At 62.9% G+C, this 15,020-nt stretch carries 15 protein-coding genes; 2 read left to right on the top strand and 13 right to left on the bottom strand.

Annotation, left to right across the window (positions count from 1 at the left end):
• Window positions 1-172 precede the first annotated feature (172 nt).
• From GYK42_RS27805 to GYK42_RS27770, 8 genes are all read right to left on the bottom strand, one after another.
• Window positions 173-913 carry a lysophospholipid acyltransferase family protein gene (locus tag GYK42_RS27805; RefSeq protein ID WP_034746739.1) on the bottom strand — a complete coding sequence of 247 codons (741 nt, stop codon included), beginning with the start codon at window positions 911-913 and terminating at the stop codon, window positions 173-175.
• Between the two features lie 16 nt (window positions 914-929).
• A complete protein-coding gene (gene gmhB, locus GYK42_RS27800; RefSeq protein WP_166450124.1) occupies window positions 930-1,517 on the bottom strand; it encodes a D-glycero-beta-D-manno-heptose 1,7-bisphosphate 7-phosphatase in 588 nt (195 codons plus the stop codon).
• Window positions 1,517-3,619 carry a glycine--tRNA ligase subunit beta gene (gene glyS, locus GYK42_RS27795; RefSeq protein ID WP_166450123.1) on the bottom strand — a complete coding sequence of 701 codons (2,103 nt, stop codon included), beginning with the start codon at window positions 3,617-3,619 and terminating at the stop codon, window positions 1,517-1,519. The genes gmhB and glyS overlap by 1 nt, the downstream gene beginning before the upstream one ends.
• Before the next feature lie 39 nt (window positions 3,620-3,658).
• A complete protein-coding gene (gene glyQ, locus GYK42_RS27790) occupies window positions 3,659-4,576 on the bottom strand; it encodes a glycine--tRNA ligase subunit alpha (protein WP_166450122.1) in 918 nt (305 codons plus the stop codon).
• A gap of 147 nt (window positions 4,577-4,723) precedes the next feature.
• Window positions 4,724-6,304 (bottom strand): apolipoprotein N-acyltransferase, encoded by a 1,581-nt coding sequence (lnt, locus tag GYK42_RS27785; protein ID WP_240943900.1) that lies wholly within the window; start codon window positions 6,302-6,304, stop codon window positions 4,724-4,726.
• 16 nt (window positions 6,305-6,320) lie between these two features.
• Window positions 6,321-7,199: an HlyC/CorC family transporter gene (locus GYK42_RS27780; protein ID WP_034746750.1), complete on the bottom strand. Its 879-nt coding sequence runs from the start codon at window positions 7,197-7,199 to the stop codon at window positions 6,321-6,323.
• Window positions 7,200-7,316: 117 nt separating this feature from the next.
• Window positions 7,317-7,745, bottom strand: a complete 429-nt coding sequence (locus tag GYK42_RS27775) for a DUF4259 domain-containing protein (protein WP_166450121.1) — start codon at window positions 7,743-7,745, stop codon at window positions 7,317-7,319.
• Window positions 7,746-7,774: 29 nt separating this feature from the next.
• A complete protein-coding gene (locus tag GYK42_RS27770; RefSeq protein WP_166450120.1) occupies window positions 7,775-8,695 on the bottom strand; it encodes a LysR family transcriptional regulator in 921 nt (306 codons plus the stop codon).
• Between the two features lie 86 nt (window positions 8,696-8,781).
• Here GYK42_RS27770 and GYK42_RS27765 point away from each other — a divergent pair, with 86 nt between their 5' ends.
• Window positions 8,782-9,747 (top strand): MBL fold metallo-hydrolase, encoded by a 966-nt coding sequence (locus GYK42_RS27765; protein WP_166450119.1) that lies wholly within the window; start codon window positions 8,782-8,784, stop codon window positions 9,745-9,747.
• A 35-nt stretch (window positions 9,748-9,782) separates the two neighbouring features.
• Here GYK42_RS27765 and ybeY read toward each other — a convergent pair whose 3' ends face one another.
• Genes ybeY through miaB form a run of 3 tightly spaced genes read right to left on the bottom strand, consistent with a single transcriptional unit; the run spans window position 9,783 to window position 12,665 of the window.
• Window positions 9,783-10,253, bottom strand: a complete 471-nt coding sequence (gene ybeY / locus GYK42_RS27760; protein WP_166450118.1) for an rRNA maturation RNase YbeY — start codon at window positions 10,251-10,253, stop codon at window positions 9,783-9,785.
• Window positions 10,237-11,301, bottom strand: a complete 1,065-nt coding sequence (locus GYK42_RS27755) for a PhoH family protein (protein WP_166450117.1) — start codon at window positions 11,299-11,301, stop codon at window positions 10,237-10,239. Before GYK42_RS27755 ends, ybeY begins: the two co-directional genes overlap by 17 nt.
• Window positions 11,298-12,665: a tRNA (N6-isopentenyl adenosine(37)-C2)-methylthiotransferase MiaB gene (gene miaB, locus GYK42_RS27750; protein ID WP_166450116.1), complete on the bottom strand. Its 1,368-nt coding sequence runs from the start codon at window positions 12,663-12,665 to the stop codon at window positions 11,298-11,300. The genes GYK42_RS27755 and miaB overlap by 4 nt, the downstream gene beginning before the upstream one ends.
• A gap of 650 nt (window positions 12,666-13,315) precedes the next feature.
• Here miaB and GYK42_RS27745 point away from each other — a divergent pair.
• Window positions 13,316-13,642 carry a hypothetical protein gene (locus GYK42_RS27745; RefSeq protein WP_034746769.1) on the top strand — a complete coding sequence of 109 codons (327 nt, stop codon included), beginning with the start codon at window positions 13,316-13,318 and terminating at the stop codon, window positions 13,640-13,642.
• 141 nt (window positions 13,643-13,783) lie between these two features.
• Here the strand turns inward: GYK42_RS27745 and GYK42_RS27740 are convergent, their stop codons facing one another.
• Together GYK42_RS27740 and GYK42_RS27735 are read right to left on the bottom strand one after the other, a co-directional pair.
• A complete protein-coding gene (locus GYK42_RS27740) occupies window positions 13,784-14,629 on the bottom strand; it encodes an HDOD domain-containing protein (RefSeq protein WP_166450115.1) in 846 nt (281 codons plus the stop codon).
• Window positions 14,626-14,964, bottom strand: coding sequence for a hypothetical protein (locus GYK42_RS27735; RefSeq protein ID WP_046684193.1), 339 nt, complete (start codon window positions 14,962-14,964; stop codon window positions 14,626-14,628). Before GYK42_RS27735 ends, GYK42_RS27740 begins: the two co-directional genes overlap by 4 nt.
• Window positions 14,965-15,020 lie beyond the last annotated feature (56 nt).

The following is a 15,020-nucleotide window of genomic DNA, read 5'->3' as shown; positions in this document are numbered from 1 at the left end:
GGTGCTACTACCGGTGGCGCCACGGGCGGCGCTGGCGGTGCCGTGGGGCGCACCGCCGGGGGCGTGCTGGTCGAGACGTCATGCGCGAACAAATCCAGTTGCTGGTCGCCGACCTTGATGGTCTTCATCTGCTGGCGCAGTGTCGGCTCCTGGATGACCGCGCTGATGCCGTCTAGCCAGCGTTGTAGGCGTGAGGCGAAATGACGCGCATTTCTGATTCTATCCAATTTTCCACCTGTTGCATCATGCTGTCCGGGGTTTGCCCTTCCGGCGAAATCGGTTTGCCTATCGAGACGGTGATCAGTCCCGGGCGTTTGAGGAATGACTGCTTGGGCCAGCACTCGCCTGAATTGTGCGCAATCGGCACCACCACGGCGCCCGTGGCAATCGCCAGACGCGTGCCGCCGCTCTTGTACTTGCCCGCCTGGCCCACGGGAATGCGGGTCCCTTCAGGGAACATGATAATCCATTGGCCATCGGCCAGGCGGCGCTTGCCATGTGCGACGACGCTCTTGAACGCATGCTTGCCCTGCTTGCGGTCGATGGGGATCATGCGCAGCAGCGCCATGGCCCAGCCGAAAAAGGGGATGTACAAAATCTCCTTCTTGAATACATACACGAGCGGGCGTGGCAGGCTGGGAAGCAAGAAGATGGTTTCCCATGCCGACTGGTGTTTTGAGAGCACGATGGCCGGCGCGTCGGGGAAGTTCTCGGCGCCCTTGACTTCATAGCGGATGCCGCAAATGACCTTGGCGCACCACAGGATAAACACGTTCCAGCGCGAGGTGACCCAATAACGCTTGTTGTAGCTCAATGGCGCGGCAAAAAAGCACACGCAGGCCCAGACGATAGTGGCCACGATCATGATGATCATGAACAGCAGGGATCGCAGGAACAGGGAAATATTACGCAATGCGGTTCTCCGAAGATTAGATACTGAATGCCACGGTGGGCGCCGGTGCGACTGGCGCCTTGAGCAGGTGGCTGACGACGGCGGCCAGGTCGGGGAAGACCTGGGTACCCGGCGGCAGGCCACCCGTCTCGTTGGTTTTTTCGCCCTTGCCCGTCAATACCAGGTAGGGCACGCAGCCGCTGATGAAACCGGCCTGCAGGTCGCGCAGCGAATCGCCAACAGTCGGCACGCCTTTCAGGCTGGTGTTGTAGCGCTGCGAAATTTCATGGAACATGCCCGGTTTCGGCTTGCGGCAGTCGCAATTGTCCGCGCCCGCATGCGGGCAAAAGAAGATGGCGTCGATATCGGCGCCCACCTGCTGCGCCAGCGTGTGCATCTTCTGGTGGATCGCGTTCAGCACCGTCATGTCGAAGTATTCGCGCGCGATGCCCGACTGGTTCGAGGCGATGACGACGCGATAGCCGGCCTGGTTCAGGCGGGCTATCGCTTCGAGCGAGCCGGGGATCGGCAGCCATTCGGCCGGCGACTTGATGAAGTCCGGCGAGTCATGATTAATGACGCCATCGCGGTCGAGAATAATCAGTTTCAGCGCCGGAGTACCCATTATGCCGCCAGCTTGGAAATGTCGGCCACGCGGTTCATCATGCCGTGCAGGGACGACAGCAAGGCCAGGCGGTTGTTGCGCAGGGCGACATCCTCGGCCATCACCATCACGTCATTAAAGAAGCCATCGACGTCGTCGCGCAGCTGCGCCAGCGTTTGCAGGGTGCTGGTGAAGTCGCCCTTGGCAAAGGCCGCGTCGACTTCCGGCTGCACGCGCGAGACGGCGGCGGCCAGTTCTTTCTCCGCTTCGTCCTGCAGCAGCGCCACGTTGACGCCGCCGGCGGCGACCTGGCTCACGGCTTCCTCGTTCTTTTTCAGGATATTCGTGATGCGCTTGTTGGCCGCTGCCAGAGAGGCGCTTTCCGGCAGGGCGGCAAACGCCTGCACGGCTTCCAGGCGCTGCACGATGTCGTCCAGGCGGTCGGGGTTTTGCGCCACGACGGCTTCGATTTCATTCGGCGAGAAACCGCGCTCACGCAGGATGCCGCGCAGGCGGTCCAGCATGAAGGTGGTCACGTCCGCCACCGGGTCCTTGAAGCCGGGAACGGCGGAAAATTGCGCGGCGGCGTCCGCCAGCAAGCCTGAGATGGACAGCGGCAGACGTTTTTCCAGCAGCATGCGCAGCACGCCCAGCGCGTGGCGGCGCAGCGCGAACGGATCCTTGTCGCCCGTTGGCGCCAGGCCGATGGCCCAGATGCCGACCAGGGTTTCCAGCTTGTCGGCCAGGGCCACGGCGGTGCCGGTGGCGGTGGACGGCAGGCTGTCGCCGGCAAAGCGCGGCTGGTAGTGTTCGGAGGCGGCCAGCGCCACTTCTTCCGCTTCGCCGTCATGGCGCGCGTAATACGTACCCATGATGCCTTGCAGTTCGGGGAATTCGCCGACCATGTCGGTCAGCAGATCGGCCTTGGCCAGCAGGGCGCCGCGTTCGGCCAGGGCTACGTCATATTTCAACTTGGCGGCGATGGCGCCTGCCAGCGACTTGACGCGCTCTGTGCGCGCAGCTTGCGTGCCCAGCTTGTTGTGGTACACGACGTTGGCCAGCAGCGGCAAACGCGATGCCAGCGTTTTCTTCTTGTCCTGCTCGAAGAAGAACTTGGCGTCGGACAGGCGCGGGCGCACGACGCGCTCGTTGCCGCCGATGATGTGCTCGGGCGTGTCCGTCTCGATGTTCGAGACGATCAGGAAGCGCGAGCGCAGCTTGCCTTCGCTGTCCGTCAGCGCAAAATATTTCTGGTTTGTTTGCATGGTGAGGATCAGGCATTCCTGCGGCACGGCCAGGAATTCTTCCTCGAAGTGGCATTCATACACGACCGGCCATTCGACCAGGGCCGTCACTTCGTCGAGCAGCGCTTCGGGCATCAAGACCTGGTCGGCGCCAGCCTTGTCCAGCAGTTGGGCGCGGATGCGTTCCTTGCGCTCCTCGTTGCTGGCGATGACGCTGGCGTTGAGTATCAGGGACGGCGCATAGTTTTCCGCGTGCGCGATGGTGATCGGTTCGCCATCGGTCAGGAAACGGTGGCCCAGGGTGGCGCGGCCGGCCGTCAAACCCAGCAGGGTCAGGGGCAGGATATTGATGCCGTGCAGGGCGATCAGGCTGTGGGCCGGGCGCACGAATTGCACGGTGGTGCCGTCCGGGCGCTGATAGCTCATCAGTTTTGGTATCGGCAGCTTGGCGGCCGACTCGGTCAAGGCCGCTTGCGCGCCGGCGGCGAGCTGGCTGCCTGGCGCCGTGTAGGTGTAGAAGAAGCTTTCAGCCTTGCCGTCAGCGGCGCGTTCCAGCTCGGCCACCGTCAGGTCGGGGAAGCCCAGCGCGGCCAGTTTCTTGGCCAGCGGCGGCGTGCCGTTGCCGTTCGCGTCCAGCGCCACGGAGACGGGCAGGACTTTTTCGCGGATCGATTTATCGGGCGAGACTTCGCGCACGTTGGTGATGGAGACGGCCAGGCGGCGCGGCGAGGCGTAGCTGGTGGCGACGCTGTCGGCTTCGAGGAAGTCGCGCGCTTTCAGGCCGTTGACGATGCCGGACGTGAAGGCGGCGCCCAGTTTGGCCAGCGCTTTCGGCGGCAGTTCTTCGGTCAGCAGTTCGATGAGCAGTGTTTGGTTCATGGTGTTCTTGTCTGGTACGGCGGTGTATGAGCTAGGCGATCAAGCGGCGGCGGGTTGGTCTGCGGCGGGCAGCATCGGAAAACCGAGGCGCTCGCGCGAGTCGTAATACGCTTGCGCCACCAGGCGCGACAGGGTGCGCACGCGGCCGATGTAGGCGGCGCGTTCCGTCACCGAGATGGCGCCGCGCGCATCGAGCATATTGAAGCTGTGCGACGCCTTCATGATTTTCTCGTAGGCGGGCAGGGTCAGTTGCAGCTCGATCAGGCGCTTGGCTTCCGCTTCGTAGTTGCCGAACTGTTCGAACAGCAGGTCCGTATTCGCGTGCTCGAAGTTGTAGGTCGATTGCTCCACCTCGTTCTGGTGGAAGACGTCGCCGTAGGTCAGTTTCTTCGCGGTGCCGTTCTCTTCCCACTCGGTCCACACCAGGTCGTACACGTTTTCCACGCCTTGCAGATACATGGCCAGGCGTTCGATGCCGTAGGTGATCTCGCCCAGCACGGGCTTGCAATCGAGGCCGCCCACTTGCTGGAAGTAGGTGAACTGCGTCACTTCCATGCCGTTCAGCCAGACTTCCCAGCCCAGGCCCCAGGCGCCCAGGGTCGGGCTTTCCCAGTCGTCTTCGACGAAGCGCACGTCATTCTGCTTCAAGTCCAGGCCCAGCGCGGCCAGCGAACCCAGATACAGGTCGAGGATGTTTTCCGGCGCCGGCTTCAACACCACCTGGTACTGGTAGTAGTGCTGCATGCGGTTCGGGTTTTCGCCATAGCGGCCATCTTTCGGGCGGCGCGAAGGCTGCACATACGCTGCGCGCCAAGGTTCCGGGCCGATCGCGCGCAGGAAGGTGCCGGTGTGGAAGGTGCCGGCGCCGACTTCCATGTCGTAAGGCTGGAGCAGGGCGCAACCTTGCTTGTCCCAATAGGTTTGCAAGGTCAGGATAATTTGTTGAAATGTGAGCATCGTATGAGTTCGCCGCGCGGGAGGCTGCGCTTTGTTAAGGTTTGCTTGAAGCCCGGACGCATGCTTGGCAGCGCGTCCGGGCCGGGGTTTTGCTAATTTTAGCGGTTTTTACGGGCCCACTGTGACTCTTCGGGCAATATCGGCCGCTTATTGCTGCGCGGCGCGGCCACGGCGGGCGGCGCGCGACAGCAGGAAGGCCGTCAGCAGGGCCAGCGCGGCCAGGGCCAGCACCAGTTTGTTGCCGTACAGAATGTATGGCGTCATGCCGCCCATGCCTTGCACCTTGGCCGCCAGGGTGGCTTGCTGTTCCGGCGGCAGCAGGCTTTGCACGACGCCCTTGCCGTCGATGACGGCGGTGGCGCCCGTGTTCGTCGAGCGCAGCATCGGGCGGCCCGTTTCCAGGCTGCGCATCTGCGAAATCTGCAGATGCTGCGGGATGGCGATCGAGTCGCCGAACCAGGCCAGGTTCGAGATATTGAGCAGCACGGACGCCGACTGCTTGCCATTGCGGTGGGCGCTGGCCAGCTGGCCGGCGATTTCCTCGCCAAACAAGTCTTCGTAGCAGATATTCGGCAGCACCAGCTGGTCGCGTACCTGCAGCGGCGCCTGGACGTCGGCGCCGCGGCCCATGTCGCCCAGCGGGATGGCCATCATGGCGACAAACCAGTGCAGGCCGGGCGGCACGAATTCGCCGAACGGCACCAGATGATGCTTGCGGTACTGGTAGTACGGTCCCGGCGCGCCGTTGGGCGTGATCCCCACGGCCGCATTGTAGAAGCGCTGCTGCTCGTCGAGCACGGGCATGCCGACCAGGATCGCGCTGCCCGTCTGCTGCGAATACGTCGCCAGGCTATCCAGATAGCCGGGTGGCAGCTGGTGCGGCAGCACGGTGACGGCCGTTTCCGGCGTGGCGATCAGGTCGGCCGGCGCGCTGGTGATGGCGCTCTGGTACATCTGCAGGGCGCCCAGCACGAAGCCGGGATCGAATTTCTGCTGCTGCGGTACGTTCCCCTGCAACAGGCGCACCGTGATCGGGCGTCCGACAGGGTGGGTCCAGTTCACGTACTGCAAGCCGATGCCGGCCGCGTACAGGGCGATGACGCCGCCCAGCGCGCTCCAGCGCGTGCGGTGCGTGAGCAAGAGTAGGGCGCCTGCGGACAGGGCCGCCAGCCAGCCCAGGCCATACGCGCCGACGATGGGGGCAAAGCCGCCCAGCGGGCTGGTATTGTGGGCGTAGCCGGTGGCCAGCCACGGGAAACCCGTAAACAGCCCGCCGCGCGTCCATTCGAACAGGGTCCACGTGGCGGGCAGCACCAGCAAGGTCATGGCGGGCAGGGACAGCACCCAGCGCTGGCGCAGCCAGGCGGCCGCGCCCATGGCCAGGGCCACGTAGATGGCCATCAAGAGGGCCAGCAGGGCCACGGCGATGGCGGCGATCGGTGCGGCCATGTCGCCATAGCGGTGCATGGAGATGTACAGCCAGTGCGTGCCGGCCGCGCACCAGCCGAAGCCGTAGGCCCAGCCGATCAGCGCGCCGGCCTTGACGTTCGATGCACGCAGTACCTGGTAGAACAGCACGCCCAGGCTGATGATTTGCAAGGGCCAGTAACCGAAAGGGGCGAACGCCAGCACCGCGACGGCGCCGGCGATGGCGGCAGTCAGCATGCGCGCCCACGTGCTGCGGGGCGGTTTGGCGGGGGCGTTGGGATCGACGCGTCTGAAACGCATTTACAGCACGCGCATGTCAGAGTTCCAGTTCAGGCACGTTGGGCAGGCGCTCGACGAGCAGCACGTGCACCTGGCGCGCATCGGCGCGCAGTACCTCGAAACGCAGATTGCCAAGGTCGAAAATATCGCCCTTGTGCGCCATGCGGCCCAGGTACTTCGAGACCAGGCCGCCGATGGTGTCGACGTCGTCGTCCACCAGGTGGCTGCCCACTTCTTCGTTGAACTGCTCGATCTCGGTCAGCGCCTTGACGCGCCAGCGGGGGCCGAACTGGCCTTCCTTGAGCGAGAGGATGTTGTCCTCGGCTTCGTCGAAGTCGTATTCGTCCTCGATATCGCCGACGATCTGTTCCAGCACGTCTTCGATGGTGATCAGGCCGGCGACGCCGCTGTATTCATCGACGACGATGGCCATGTGATTGTGGTTGGCGCGGAAATCGCGCAGCAGCACATTCAGGCGTTTCGATTCGGGGATGAAGATGGCGGGGCGCAGCATGTCGCGGACATCGAAAGTTTCTTCTGCGTAATAACGCAGCAAGTCTTTCGCCAGCAGGATGCCGATGACCTTGTCGCGTTCGCCTTCGATCGCGGGAAAGCGCGAGTGGGCGGTGGACAGGACTTCCGGCATCCATTCCTCGATCGGCTTGCTGATGTCGATGACATCCATTTGCGAACGGGGAATCATGATGTCGCGCGCGCAGAGATCCGATACCTGGAACACGCCTTCGATCATCGACAGGGCGTCGGCGTCGATCAGCTTGCGTTCATGCGCATCGTGTAGAACTTCGAGCAATTCTGCACGGTTCTCTGGCTCGGGGGAAATGAGTGCGGTCAGGCGTTCAAACAGTGACCGGTGGGGCTTGACGTCAGTTCTGACGCCACTAGGGTGCTCGGGCATAGGAGGCGTGAGCCGTTGTTGCGAAGGGATATAGGATACACCAAAAGTGGGGCGATACCGGATTTCCCCGCTTTTGATGCAAATTTAATACGTCGAAGTGCGCCGTTGCGCGATGTTTTACGCCGCTTCCGGGCCCAGCACGCGCGCGCGCAAGGCCGCCACGTCGGCCTGCCAGTCGGCGAAATGCTCGCTGTCCTGCCACAGCTGGCGCAGTTCCGACGTTTCGGCCGTGATGCGCTCGAAGGCCAGGCGCGCTTTTTCCAGCAGCGGCGGCGTGACCTTCTTCTTGCAGGCGGCCACCCACTCATCCACTTCTTGGGTGGCAGGATCGTCCTCGCCTTCGCCAGGCTGGCCCTGCAGGCGCGCGATCACTTCCAGCGCGGCCAGCGCCTCGGCGGCGAATGGCGCTTCCAGTTCGCTTTCCGTGCTGTCGATAACGTTGTCGAGCGTGGTCTCGACCAGTTCCAGGGTTTTATATTCGTGCAAGTCCTGCGCCCAATCCATGGCGTAGTCGTTGCCGAAGGCGTCAGTAGCCCAGGTGCCCATAGTTGTCCTTGCGTAGTTGTGCGATGGCGCTATTGTGGCATGCCCTGGCTGCTGGCCACCACCTGTTCGCGCAGCCAGCGCAAACCCGTATCGTGCTCGCTGCGCGGATGCCAGGCCAGCGACAGATCCAGGGCCGGCACGCTCAATGGCAAATCAAACGTGTCGAGCTGGCCTGCAAAGCGCTCCAGGAAGCGTGACGGCAGCGTGCAGACCAGATCCGTGGCCGCCAGCATAGGCGGCACCAGATTGTACTGGGCCACGGCGATCGGTACGCTGCGCGTGCGGCCTTGCTGCGCCAGTTGTTCATCCATGAAGGCATGGAAGCTGCCGTTGGTTGAGACGACGATATGGCGCAGCGCGCAATAGCTGTCCAGGTCAAGCTGCCCGGTGCCGCGCGGATGGCCCTTGCGCTGCGCCATGCGGTGCTCGACCAGCAGTACCGGGCTTTTGTGCAGGGTGGCGGGGACAAAGCGGCTGCCACCGACCAGCAGGTCGATCTCGCCGCGTTCCATCTGCCCGGCCAGTTGTGCCGGTTCGGGCGTGCGGAAGGCCAGCTTCAAGCCTGGCCCGCCGAACGACGCCACCTGTTGCACCACCGGCAGCATCAGCATCAGCACGGCGTTGTCGTTGCCGGCGATATGAAAGGTGCGCTCGGCCGTGCGCGGATCGAACGGCGGCGCATCGCGGCGCACGGCTTGCCCCAGCATCGCCAGCGCCGTACGTAGCGGCGCCTGCAATTGAAGCGCGCGCGGCGTGGCCAGCATGCCACGCCCGGAATCGGCCGGCACCAGCAGGGCGTCGTCGAAAAGGCTGCGCAGGCGGGCCAACTGGGCCGACATGGCGGGCTGGCTCAGGTGCAAGCGCGCGGCCGCGCGCGTCACGTGTTTTTCTTCCAGCAGCACGTCGAGCGATACCAGCAGGGGCAGGTCGACGCCACGGATATCCAGCATTTGGATGGCTCCAATTCAAATAATCAATTTCATTTATGTGTCGGAAAGGAGTCTACTGCCGTATCACCCTTTTTGAAAGAGATTCCATGTTTGCCATCCAACCCCTGGCCGCGCTGCTTGCCGGCTTGACGTTATCCCACGCGGCGCTGGCCGCCGCGCCATTTGACCAGACGCCGGCGCCCGGCATCTATCGCATGATGCTGGGTCAGTTCCAGGTCACGGCCCTGTCCGACGGCACCGTCACCATCCCGCTCGACAAGCTGCTGACCGAGATCAAGCCGGCCACACTGGCCGCCAGCCTGCGCGAGGCACACTTGCAGCCAATGGCGGAGACCTCGATCAATGCCTTCCTGATCAATACCGGCAAGCAGCTGGTGCTGGTCGATACGGGCGCGGGCGATCTGTTCGGCCAGCCGCTGGGGGCGCAGGCGGGCCGCTTGCAGCGCAGCTTGCACAATGCCGGCTACGCGCCCGAACAGATCGACGCGGTGCTGCTCACGCATATCCATGCCGACCATTCGGGCGGCCTATCGCAGGATGGCCAGCGGCTGTTCCCGAACGCGCAAGTGTATGTGGATCGTCACGACAGCGATTTCTGGCTGAACCGGGCAAACCAGGCCGGTGCCGCCGAAGGCCAGCGCCACGGTTTTGACGAGGCACAGGCCATGCTGGCGCCGTATGTGGCGGCGGGCAAGCTGACCCCGTTCCAGGGCGGCGCCGAGATCGTGCCCGGCATTCGCGCCGTGGCGGCCCATGGCCATACGCCTGGTCACAGCTACTATGCGGTCGAAAGCGGCGGACAGAAACTGCTGCTGCTCGGTGACATGCTGCATGCGGGCGCGGTGCAGTTTCCGCATCCCGGCACCACCATCCGTTTCGATGTCGATGCGGCAGCGGCGAAAGTGCAGCGCGCCGGCGAGATGGCCGATGCGGCGAAAAACGGTTACTGGGTCGGCGCGGCGCACCTGAGCTTTCCCGGTATCGGCCATATCGCCATGGATGACAAGGGAGATGGCTACCGCTGGCTGCCGGCCAATTACAGCGCGTGGTGATAGCGTAAAAAAGCCGGCATATGCCGGCTTTGCCATTACTTCTGGTCCGCGTACGGGTCGGCGATGCCGAGTTTGGCCAGTATCTCTGTCTCCAGACCCTCCATCTCGGCCGCTTCCTCGTCATCCATGTGGTCGTAGCCCTGCGCATGCAGTACGCCGTGCACGATCAAATGGGCCGTGTGCTCTTCCACGCTCTTCTTCTGTTCCGCCGCTTCCTTTTCCAGCACGTCCGTGCACAGGATGATGTCGGCGCGCGTCGGCTCGTCGTCATTCAACTCTTCGCCCTCGTTGTAGGCGAAGGTCAGCACGTTGGTGGCGTAGTCCTTTTCGCGGTAGTCGCGGTTCAGGGTGCGGCCTTCCTCCGCGTCGACGAACCGGATCGTGAATTCGGCGGGGGCGAAGAGGGCCGCCTTGACCCAGCGGCGCACTTTCGGGCGCGTGATCAGGGTTTCCAGGCGGGCATCCGGGTATTGCACGGACAGGGACAGTTTATTTTTTTCGGACATTTTTGGCGGCAGCTGGTTTCAATAAGGAGGGCAGGTGGGCGGCGTCGGCACTGGCCGCCTGCGCCGTTTCATACGCGTCGACGATGCGCGCCACGAGCGGATGGCGCACCACGTCGGTGCTGTTAAATTGCGTGAAGCCGATGCCGCGCACGTCTTTCAACACGTGCACGGCGTCGATCAAGCCGCTCGTCTGGCTTTTGTGCAGGTCGACTTGCGTCACGTCGCCCGTCACCACGGCCTTGCTGCCAAAACCGATGCGCGTCAAGAACATTTTCATCTGTTCGACGGTGGTGTTCTGCGCTTCATCGAGGATGACGAAGGCGTGATTCAGCGTGCGTCCGCGCATATAGGCCAGCGGGGCGATCTCGATCACCTGTTTTTCAAACAGCTTCTGCGTGCGGTCGAAGCCCAGCAGATCGTACAGCGCGTCGTACAGGGGACGCAGGTAGGGGTCGACCTTTTGCGCCAGGTCGCCCGGCAAAAAGCCCAGGCGCTCGCCCGCTTCGACGGCGGGGCGCGTCAAAATGATGCGCTTGACGGCATCCCTTTCGAGCGCATCGACGGCGCAGGCGACGGCGAGATACGTCTTGCCCGTGCCGGCCGGACCGACGCCGAAGCTGATGTCGTGTTCGAGGATGTCGCGCAAATAGGCGATCTGGTGCGGCGTGCGTCCGCGCAGGTCGGAGCGCCGGGTTTTCAGCATGGGGCTGGCGATGTCCGGCTCGACGAAGGTGCTGGCGAGCGCGTTGGCGTGGTGTTCCGACGCGGCGGACAGGCCCGCGCGCTGTTCCACCAGGGCCAGCTGCACTTCTTCCAGCGGCACGACCTTGTTGGCGATGGCGTAGAACTGCTCGAGGATTTCCACGGCGCGTTCGGCATTGCTGCCGCCGACGATGAATTTCTCACCGCGGCGGAAGATCGTCACGTCGAGGGCGGCGGAAATCTGGCGCAGGTTTTCATCGAGCGGTCCGCACAGGTGCGCCAGGCGCGTGTTGTCCAGCGGCTCGGGGATGAAGTAATGCGGCTGTATCGGGGCTTTGGTTTTCAACTGGCTCTTTTCAATGCGGGTGCGCTGGCGACGAGTTCGCCGCGCAGGGTGTAGGAATGGCTTTCGGTGATGCGCACGTCGACCAGCTGGCCGACCAGCTCCAGCGCGTCCGGGCCGGCGTCGAAATTGACCACGCGGTTGTTCTCCGTGCGGCCTTGCAGCTCACTGTCATCGGTGTCCTTCTTCGAACGGCCTTCGACGAGGATGGTTTGCACCGTGCCCACCATGGCCAGGCTGTACTTGCGCGTGTTGGCGTCGATGGCCGCCTGCAGTTGCTGCAGCCGGGCCAGTTTCACCTCGTGCGGCGTGTCGTCTTCCAGGCTGGCGGCCGGCGTGCCGGGGCGCTTGCTGAAGATGAAGCTGTAGCTGTTGTCGAAACCGACGTCGGCGATCAGCTTCATCATGGCGTCGAAGTCGGCCTGCGTCTCGCCAGGAAATCCCACGATGAAGTCGGACGAAATGGCCATGTTCGGGCGCACGGCGCGGATGCGGCGGATGATGGACTTGTATTCGAGGCCCGTGTAGCCGCGTTTCATGGCGCCGAGGATCTTGTCGGAGCCGTGCTGCGCCGGCAGATATAAATGGTCGACCAGTTGCGGGATCTTCGCGTAGGCGTCGATCAGGCGCTGCGTGAATTCCTTCGGGTGGCTGGTGACGAAGCGCATGCGTTCGATGCCGGGGATATCGGCCACGTATTCGAGCAGCAGGGCGAAGTCGGCGATCTCACCGCCTTCCATCGCGCCCCGGTAGGCGTTCACGTTTTGCCCTAGCAGGGTGATTTCCTTGACGCCCTGGGCGGCCAGGCCCGCCACTTCCGTCAGCACGTCCTCGAAGCGGCGCGACACTTCCTCGCCGCGCGTGTAGGGCACGACGCAGTAGCTGCAGTATTTGCTGCAGCCTTCCATTATGGAGACGAACGCCGAAGCGCCTTCCACCTTGGCCGGCGGCATGTGGTCGAACTTTTCGATTTCCGGGAAGCTGATGTCCACTTGCGCATCGCCGCTGGAGCGGCGCAGTTCGATCATCTGCGGCAGGCGGTGCAGGGTTTGCGGGCCGAAGACCATGTCGACATACGGCGCGCGCTTGACGATGGCGTCGCCTTCCTGCGAGGCCACGCAGCCGCCCACGCCGATCAACAGGTGCGGCTTGGCCAGTTTCAGCTCGCGCAGGCGGCCCAGGTCGGAAAACACTTTTTCCTGCGCCTTTTCGCGCACGGAGCAGGTGTTGAGCAGGATCACATCGGCGTCTTCCGGCGTGTCGGTGCGCACCAGGCCATCGGAGGCGCCCAGCACGTCGGCCATCTTGTCCGAGTCGTACTCGTTCATCTGGCAGCCGAAGGTTTTAATGAATACTTTTTTCTGCATGGAGTCGGGCGCTTATCGGTAAATGTGGCGGCAAACAGGATGGGTGGGCAGGATGCTGCAGCGCAGGGGGCCGCTCAGGGCGGAGCGCGGTGGATGACCGGCCGGGCGCCTCTGGCTGCCCGGTGGCAGGCTCGCTGCAAGTTCAGGCCATAGTTTAGCGTAAATCGCCGGCACGGGCCATGTCGTGCTGATCTTGCCGACAAGATTGCCGCCTGCATATTGCGCCATTTATCGCGATGCTCAAAAGCATTTATTTCTGTACGGCACCATTGATTTGTAACAAGTTGCTGCAAAGCCTTGTGTGCGCCCGCTGGCATCCTAATGTGTTGAAATAGCATCGTTGCCAAGCCAACCAGCAGATTGATTGATATTTAACAATCAGGAAGTTTGCGCGAGGCGCAGATGCCGCGTGTTTGGGCTAGTATATTGCCTTATATGCAATTCATTTTTGGTGGGTTGCAGTGCTTTTACTCACGCGGCAAGTTGCGTATGTTGGCTGGGCGTGGCTGTGCGAGTCCTGTGCGGGCAGTGCGATAAGGAAAGGGCGGGGGAGGGCAGAGTCCGATGGAAAGACGTTTATTTAAACACTCTAAGCCAGCCTTAAGTTCGTATCGGCATTATTTTCTACATTCACCAGACGAGGAAAAATCATGGCACATCATGCATTAGCATCGCAAGAGAGTTACAACCCGAACCACCTGCTGGATATTCTGCTGAGCAAGATGCAGCTGAAGAACGATGCAGCCCTGTCGCGTCTGCTTGAAGTGGCGCCACCGGTCATCAGCAAGATCCGCCACCACCGCTTGCCGGTCGGCGCCTCGCTGCTGATCCGCATGCACGAAGTGACGGGCATGAGCATCCGTGACCTGCGCGACTTGATGGGCGACCGCCGCACCAAGTATCGTCTGTCCGACGCCCAGGGCCGTCCAAAAGCGGAAGACCGCGGCGATGCGCAAGAATCGAATTACGCGCACTGATGTGGTGGTTGTACGCTGACCGTGCCGCTTGCGTAGCTGCTGGCGGCAACAGGCTGGCGTGGACCGGGCAGCATGGACGTACCGTAATACCCCTAACGGCTTTCGCTTCGCAGCGAGAGCCGTTTGCGTTTGCGGCTTTGTTTAGCTCAGCAGTGCCGAGGTGATTTCGTCGTAGCGCAGCTCCGTTTCGCGGAACAGCTGCAGATACGCGTCTTCGCCCAGGCCCAGCGCATCCCAGGCCACCGACGAGACGCGCGGCACCATGTCGTCGCCCGCCTGCGCCAGGTCGAGCGCGCAAACAATCGCGTTGGCCACGTGGATCAGCGAGGCGAGAAAGCCTGCCCCCGGCGCTTCCGGCTGCAGGTAGTTGCCCAGCGCCAGGCACATGGTGTCGGAAAAATTCCAGTGTTCGGCCAGGGCCACGCCCGCCTGCACGTGGTCCACGCCCAGTACCGTTTGCTCCGCTTCGAGCAGGCTGCAATCGTGCGCGGCCTGGTGCGCGATGACTTGCGCGTAGTGGACGGGAAAGCTACTGACCAGCACCAGGCGGCCGATGTTGTGCAGCAAGCCGGCCGTGAATGCGTAATCCTGGTTGAAGCGGATCTGCCGCGCCAGCACCTTGGCGCAGGCGGCCGTCGCCACCGAATGGCGCCAGAAGGCCTTGTCGTCGAAACCGGGGCAGAGACCTTCCGGGAAGCAACCGGTGATGGCGGCCGACGTGATCAGGCTGCGCGTCGTCTGGAAGCCCAGGTAGGTGATCGCCTGCTGGATGGTGGTGGCCTTCACTTGCAAGCCATAGTGGGATGAATTGGCCAGGCGCAGGGTTTTCGCTGTCAGCGCCTGGTCGTACGACACTTTTTTGGCCAGCACAGAAATATCGACATCTTCCTGGTCGATGCTGTTGAGCAACTCCATGACGACGGCGGGGAGCGAGGGCAGGTCATCGAGGTGGGCGGCGATATCGTCGAGCGTCAGCTGGGTGCTCATGCGGCCTCTCCCGTGCCCAGGCGGTAAGCCGTGACATAGCTGCGCAGCAAGGTGGTGGCCGCATCCAGGGGATCGTCGGGATCATGCTTGCGGAACAGGTAAGCCAGCCGTTCGCTGTCGGCCGCCTGCTGCGCGGCGATTTCTTCGGGCGAAGGGGGCGGCGCCTGGATCGGCAACATATCGATGTTGTGGCGGGGCATCAGGGCCAGCATGTTTTCCGTCAATACCGCCCCTTGCGGCAACAGCACTTGTCCATGCGCATCGAGCAAGACATCCGACAAGATCATGCCAGGACGAACTTGTTCCAGGGGTAGATGTTGATGCGTGACCGCCATGACGACTCCTTAGATGATTGCGGGATATTACCATTGCCATGACGCAATGTCTCAAC

Origin of the sequence: Janthinobacterium lividum, from assembly GCF_011601275.1 — a bacterium.
Classification (GTDB): Bacteria; Pseudomonadota; Gammaproteobacteria; order Burkholderiales; family Burkholderiaceae_D; genus Janthinobacterium; species Janthinobacterium lividum_E.
This window is presented reverse-complemented; position numbering and strand designations above follow the sequence as displayed.

Coding starts and splice junctions, on each gene's coding strand:
- gmhB (WP_166450124.1), bottom strand. CDS start 1,517: ATGGGTACTCCGGCGCTGAAACTGATTATTCTCGACCGCGATGGCGTC.
- glyS (WP_166450123.1), bottom strand. CDS start 3,619: ATGAACCAAACACTGCTCATCGAACTGCTGACCGAAGAACTGCCGCCG.
- glyQ (WP_166450122.1), bottom strand. CDS start 4,576: ATGCTCACATTTCAACAAATTATCCTGACCTTGCAAACCTATTGGGAC.
- lnt (WP_240943900.1), bottom strand. CDS start 6,304: ATGCGTTTCAGACGCGTCGATCCCAACGCCCCCGCCAAACCGCCCCGC.
- GYK42_RS27780 (WP_034746750.1), bottom strand. CDS start 7,199: ATGCCCGAGCACCCTAGTGGCGTCAGAACTGACGTCAAGCCCCACCGG.
- GYK42_RS27775 (WP_166450121.1), bottom strand. CDS start 7,745: ATGGGCACCTGGGCTACTGACGCCTTCGGCAACGACTACGCCATGGAT.
- GYK42_RS27770 (WP_166450120.1), bottom strand. CDS start 8,695: ATGCTGGATATCCGTGGCGTCGACCTGCCCCTGCTGGTATCGCTCGAC.
- GYK42_RS27765 (WP_166450119.1), top strand. CDS start 8,782: ATGTTTGCCATCCAACCCCTGGCCGCGCTGCTTGCCGGCTTGACGTTA.
- ybeY (WP_166450118.1), bottom strand. CDS start 10,253: ATGTCCGAAAAAAATAAACTGTCCCTGTCCGTGCAATACCCGGATGCC.
- miaB (WP_166450116.1), bottom strand. CDS start 12,665: ATGCAGAAAAAAGTATTCATTAAAACCTTCGGCTGCCAGATGAACGAG.
- GYK42_RS27745 (WP_034746769.1), top strand. CDS start 13,316: ATGGCACATCATGCATTAGCATCGCAAGAGAGTTACAACCCGAACCAC.
- GYK42_RS27740 (WP_166450115.1), bottom strand. CDS start 14,629: ATGAGCACCCAGCTGACGCTCGACGATATCGCCGCCCACCTCGATGAC.
- GYK42_RS27735 (WP_046684193.1), bottom strand. CDS start 14,964: ATGGCGGTCACGCATCAACATCTACCCCTGGAACAAGTTCGTCCTGGC.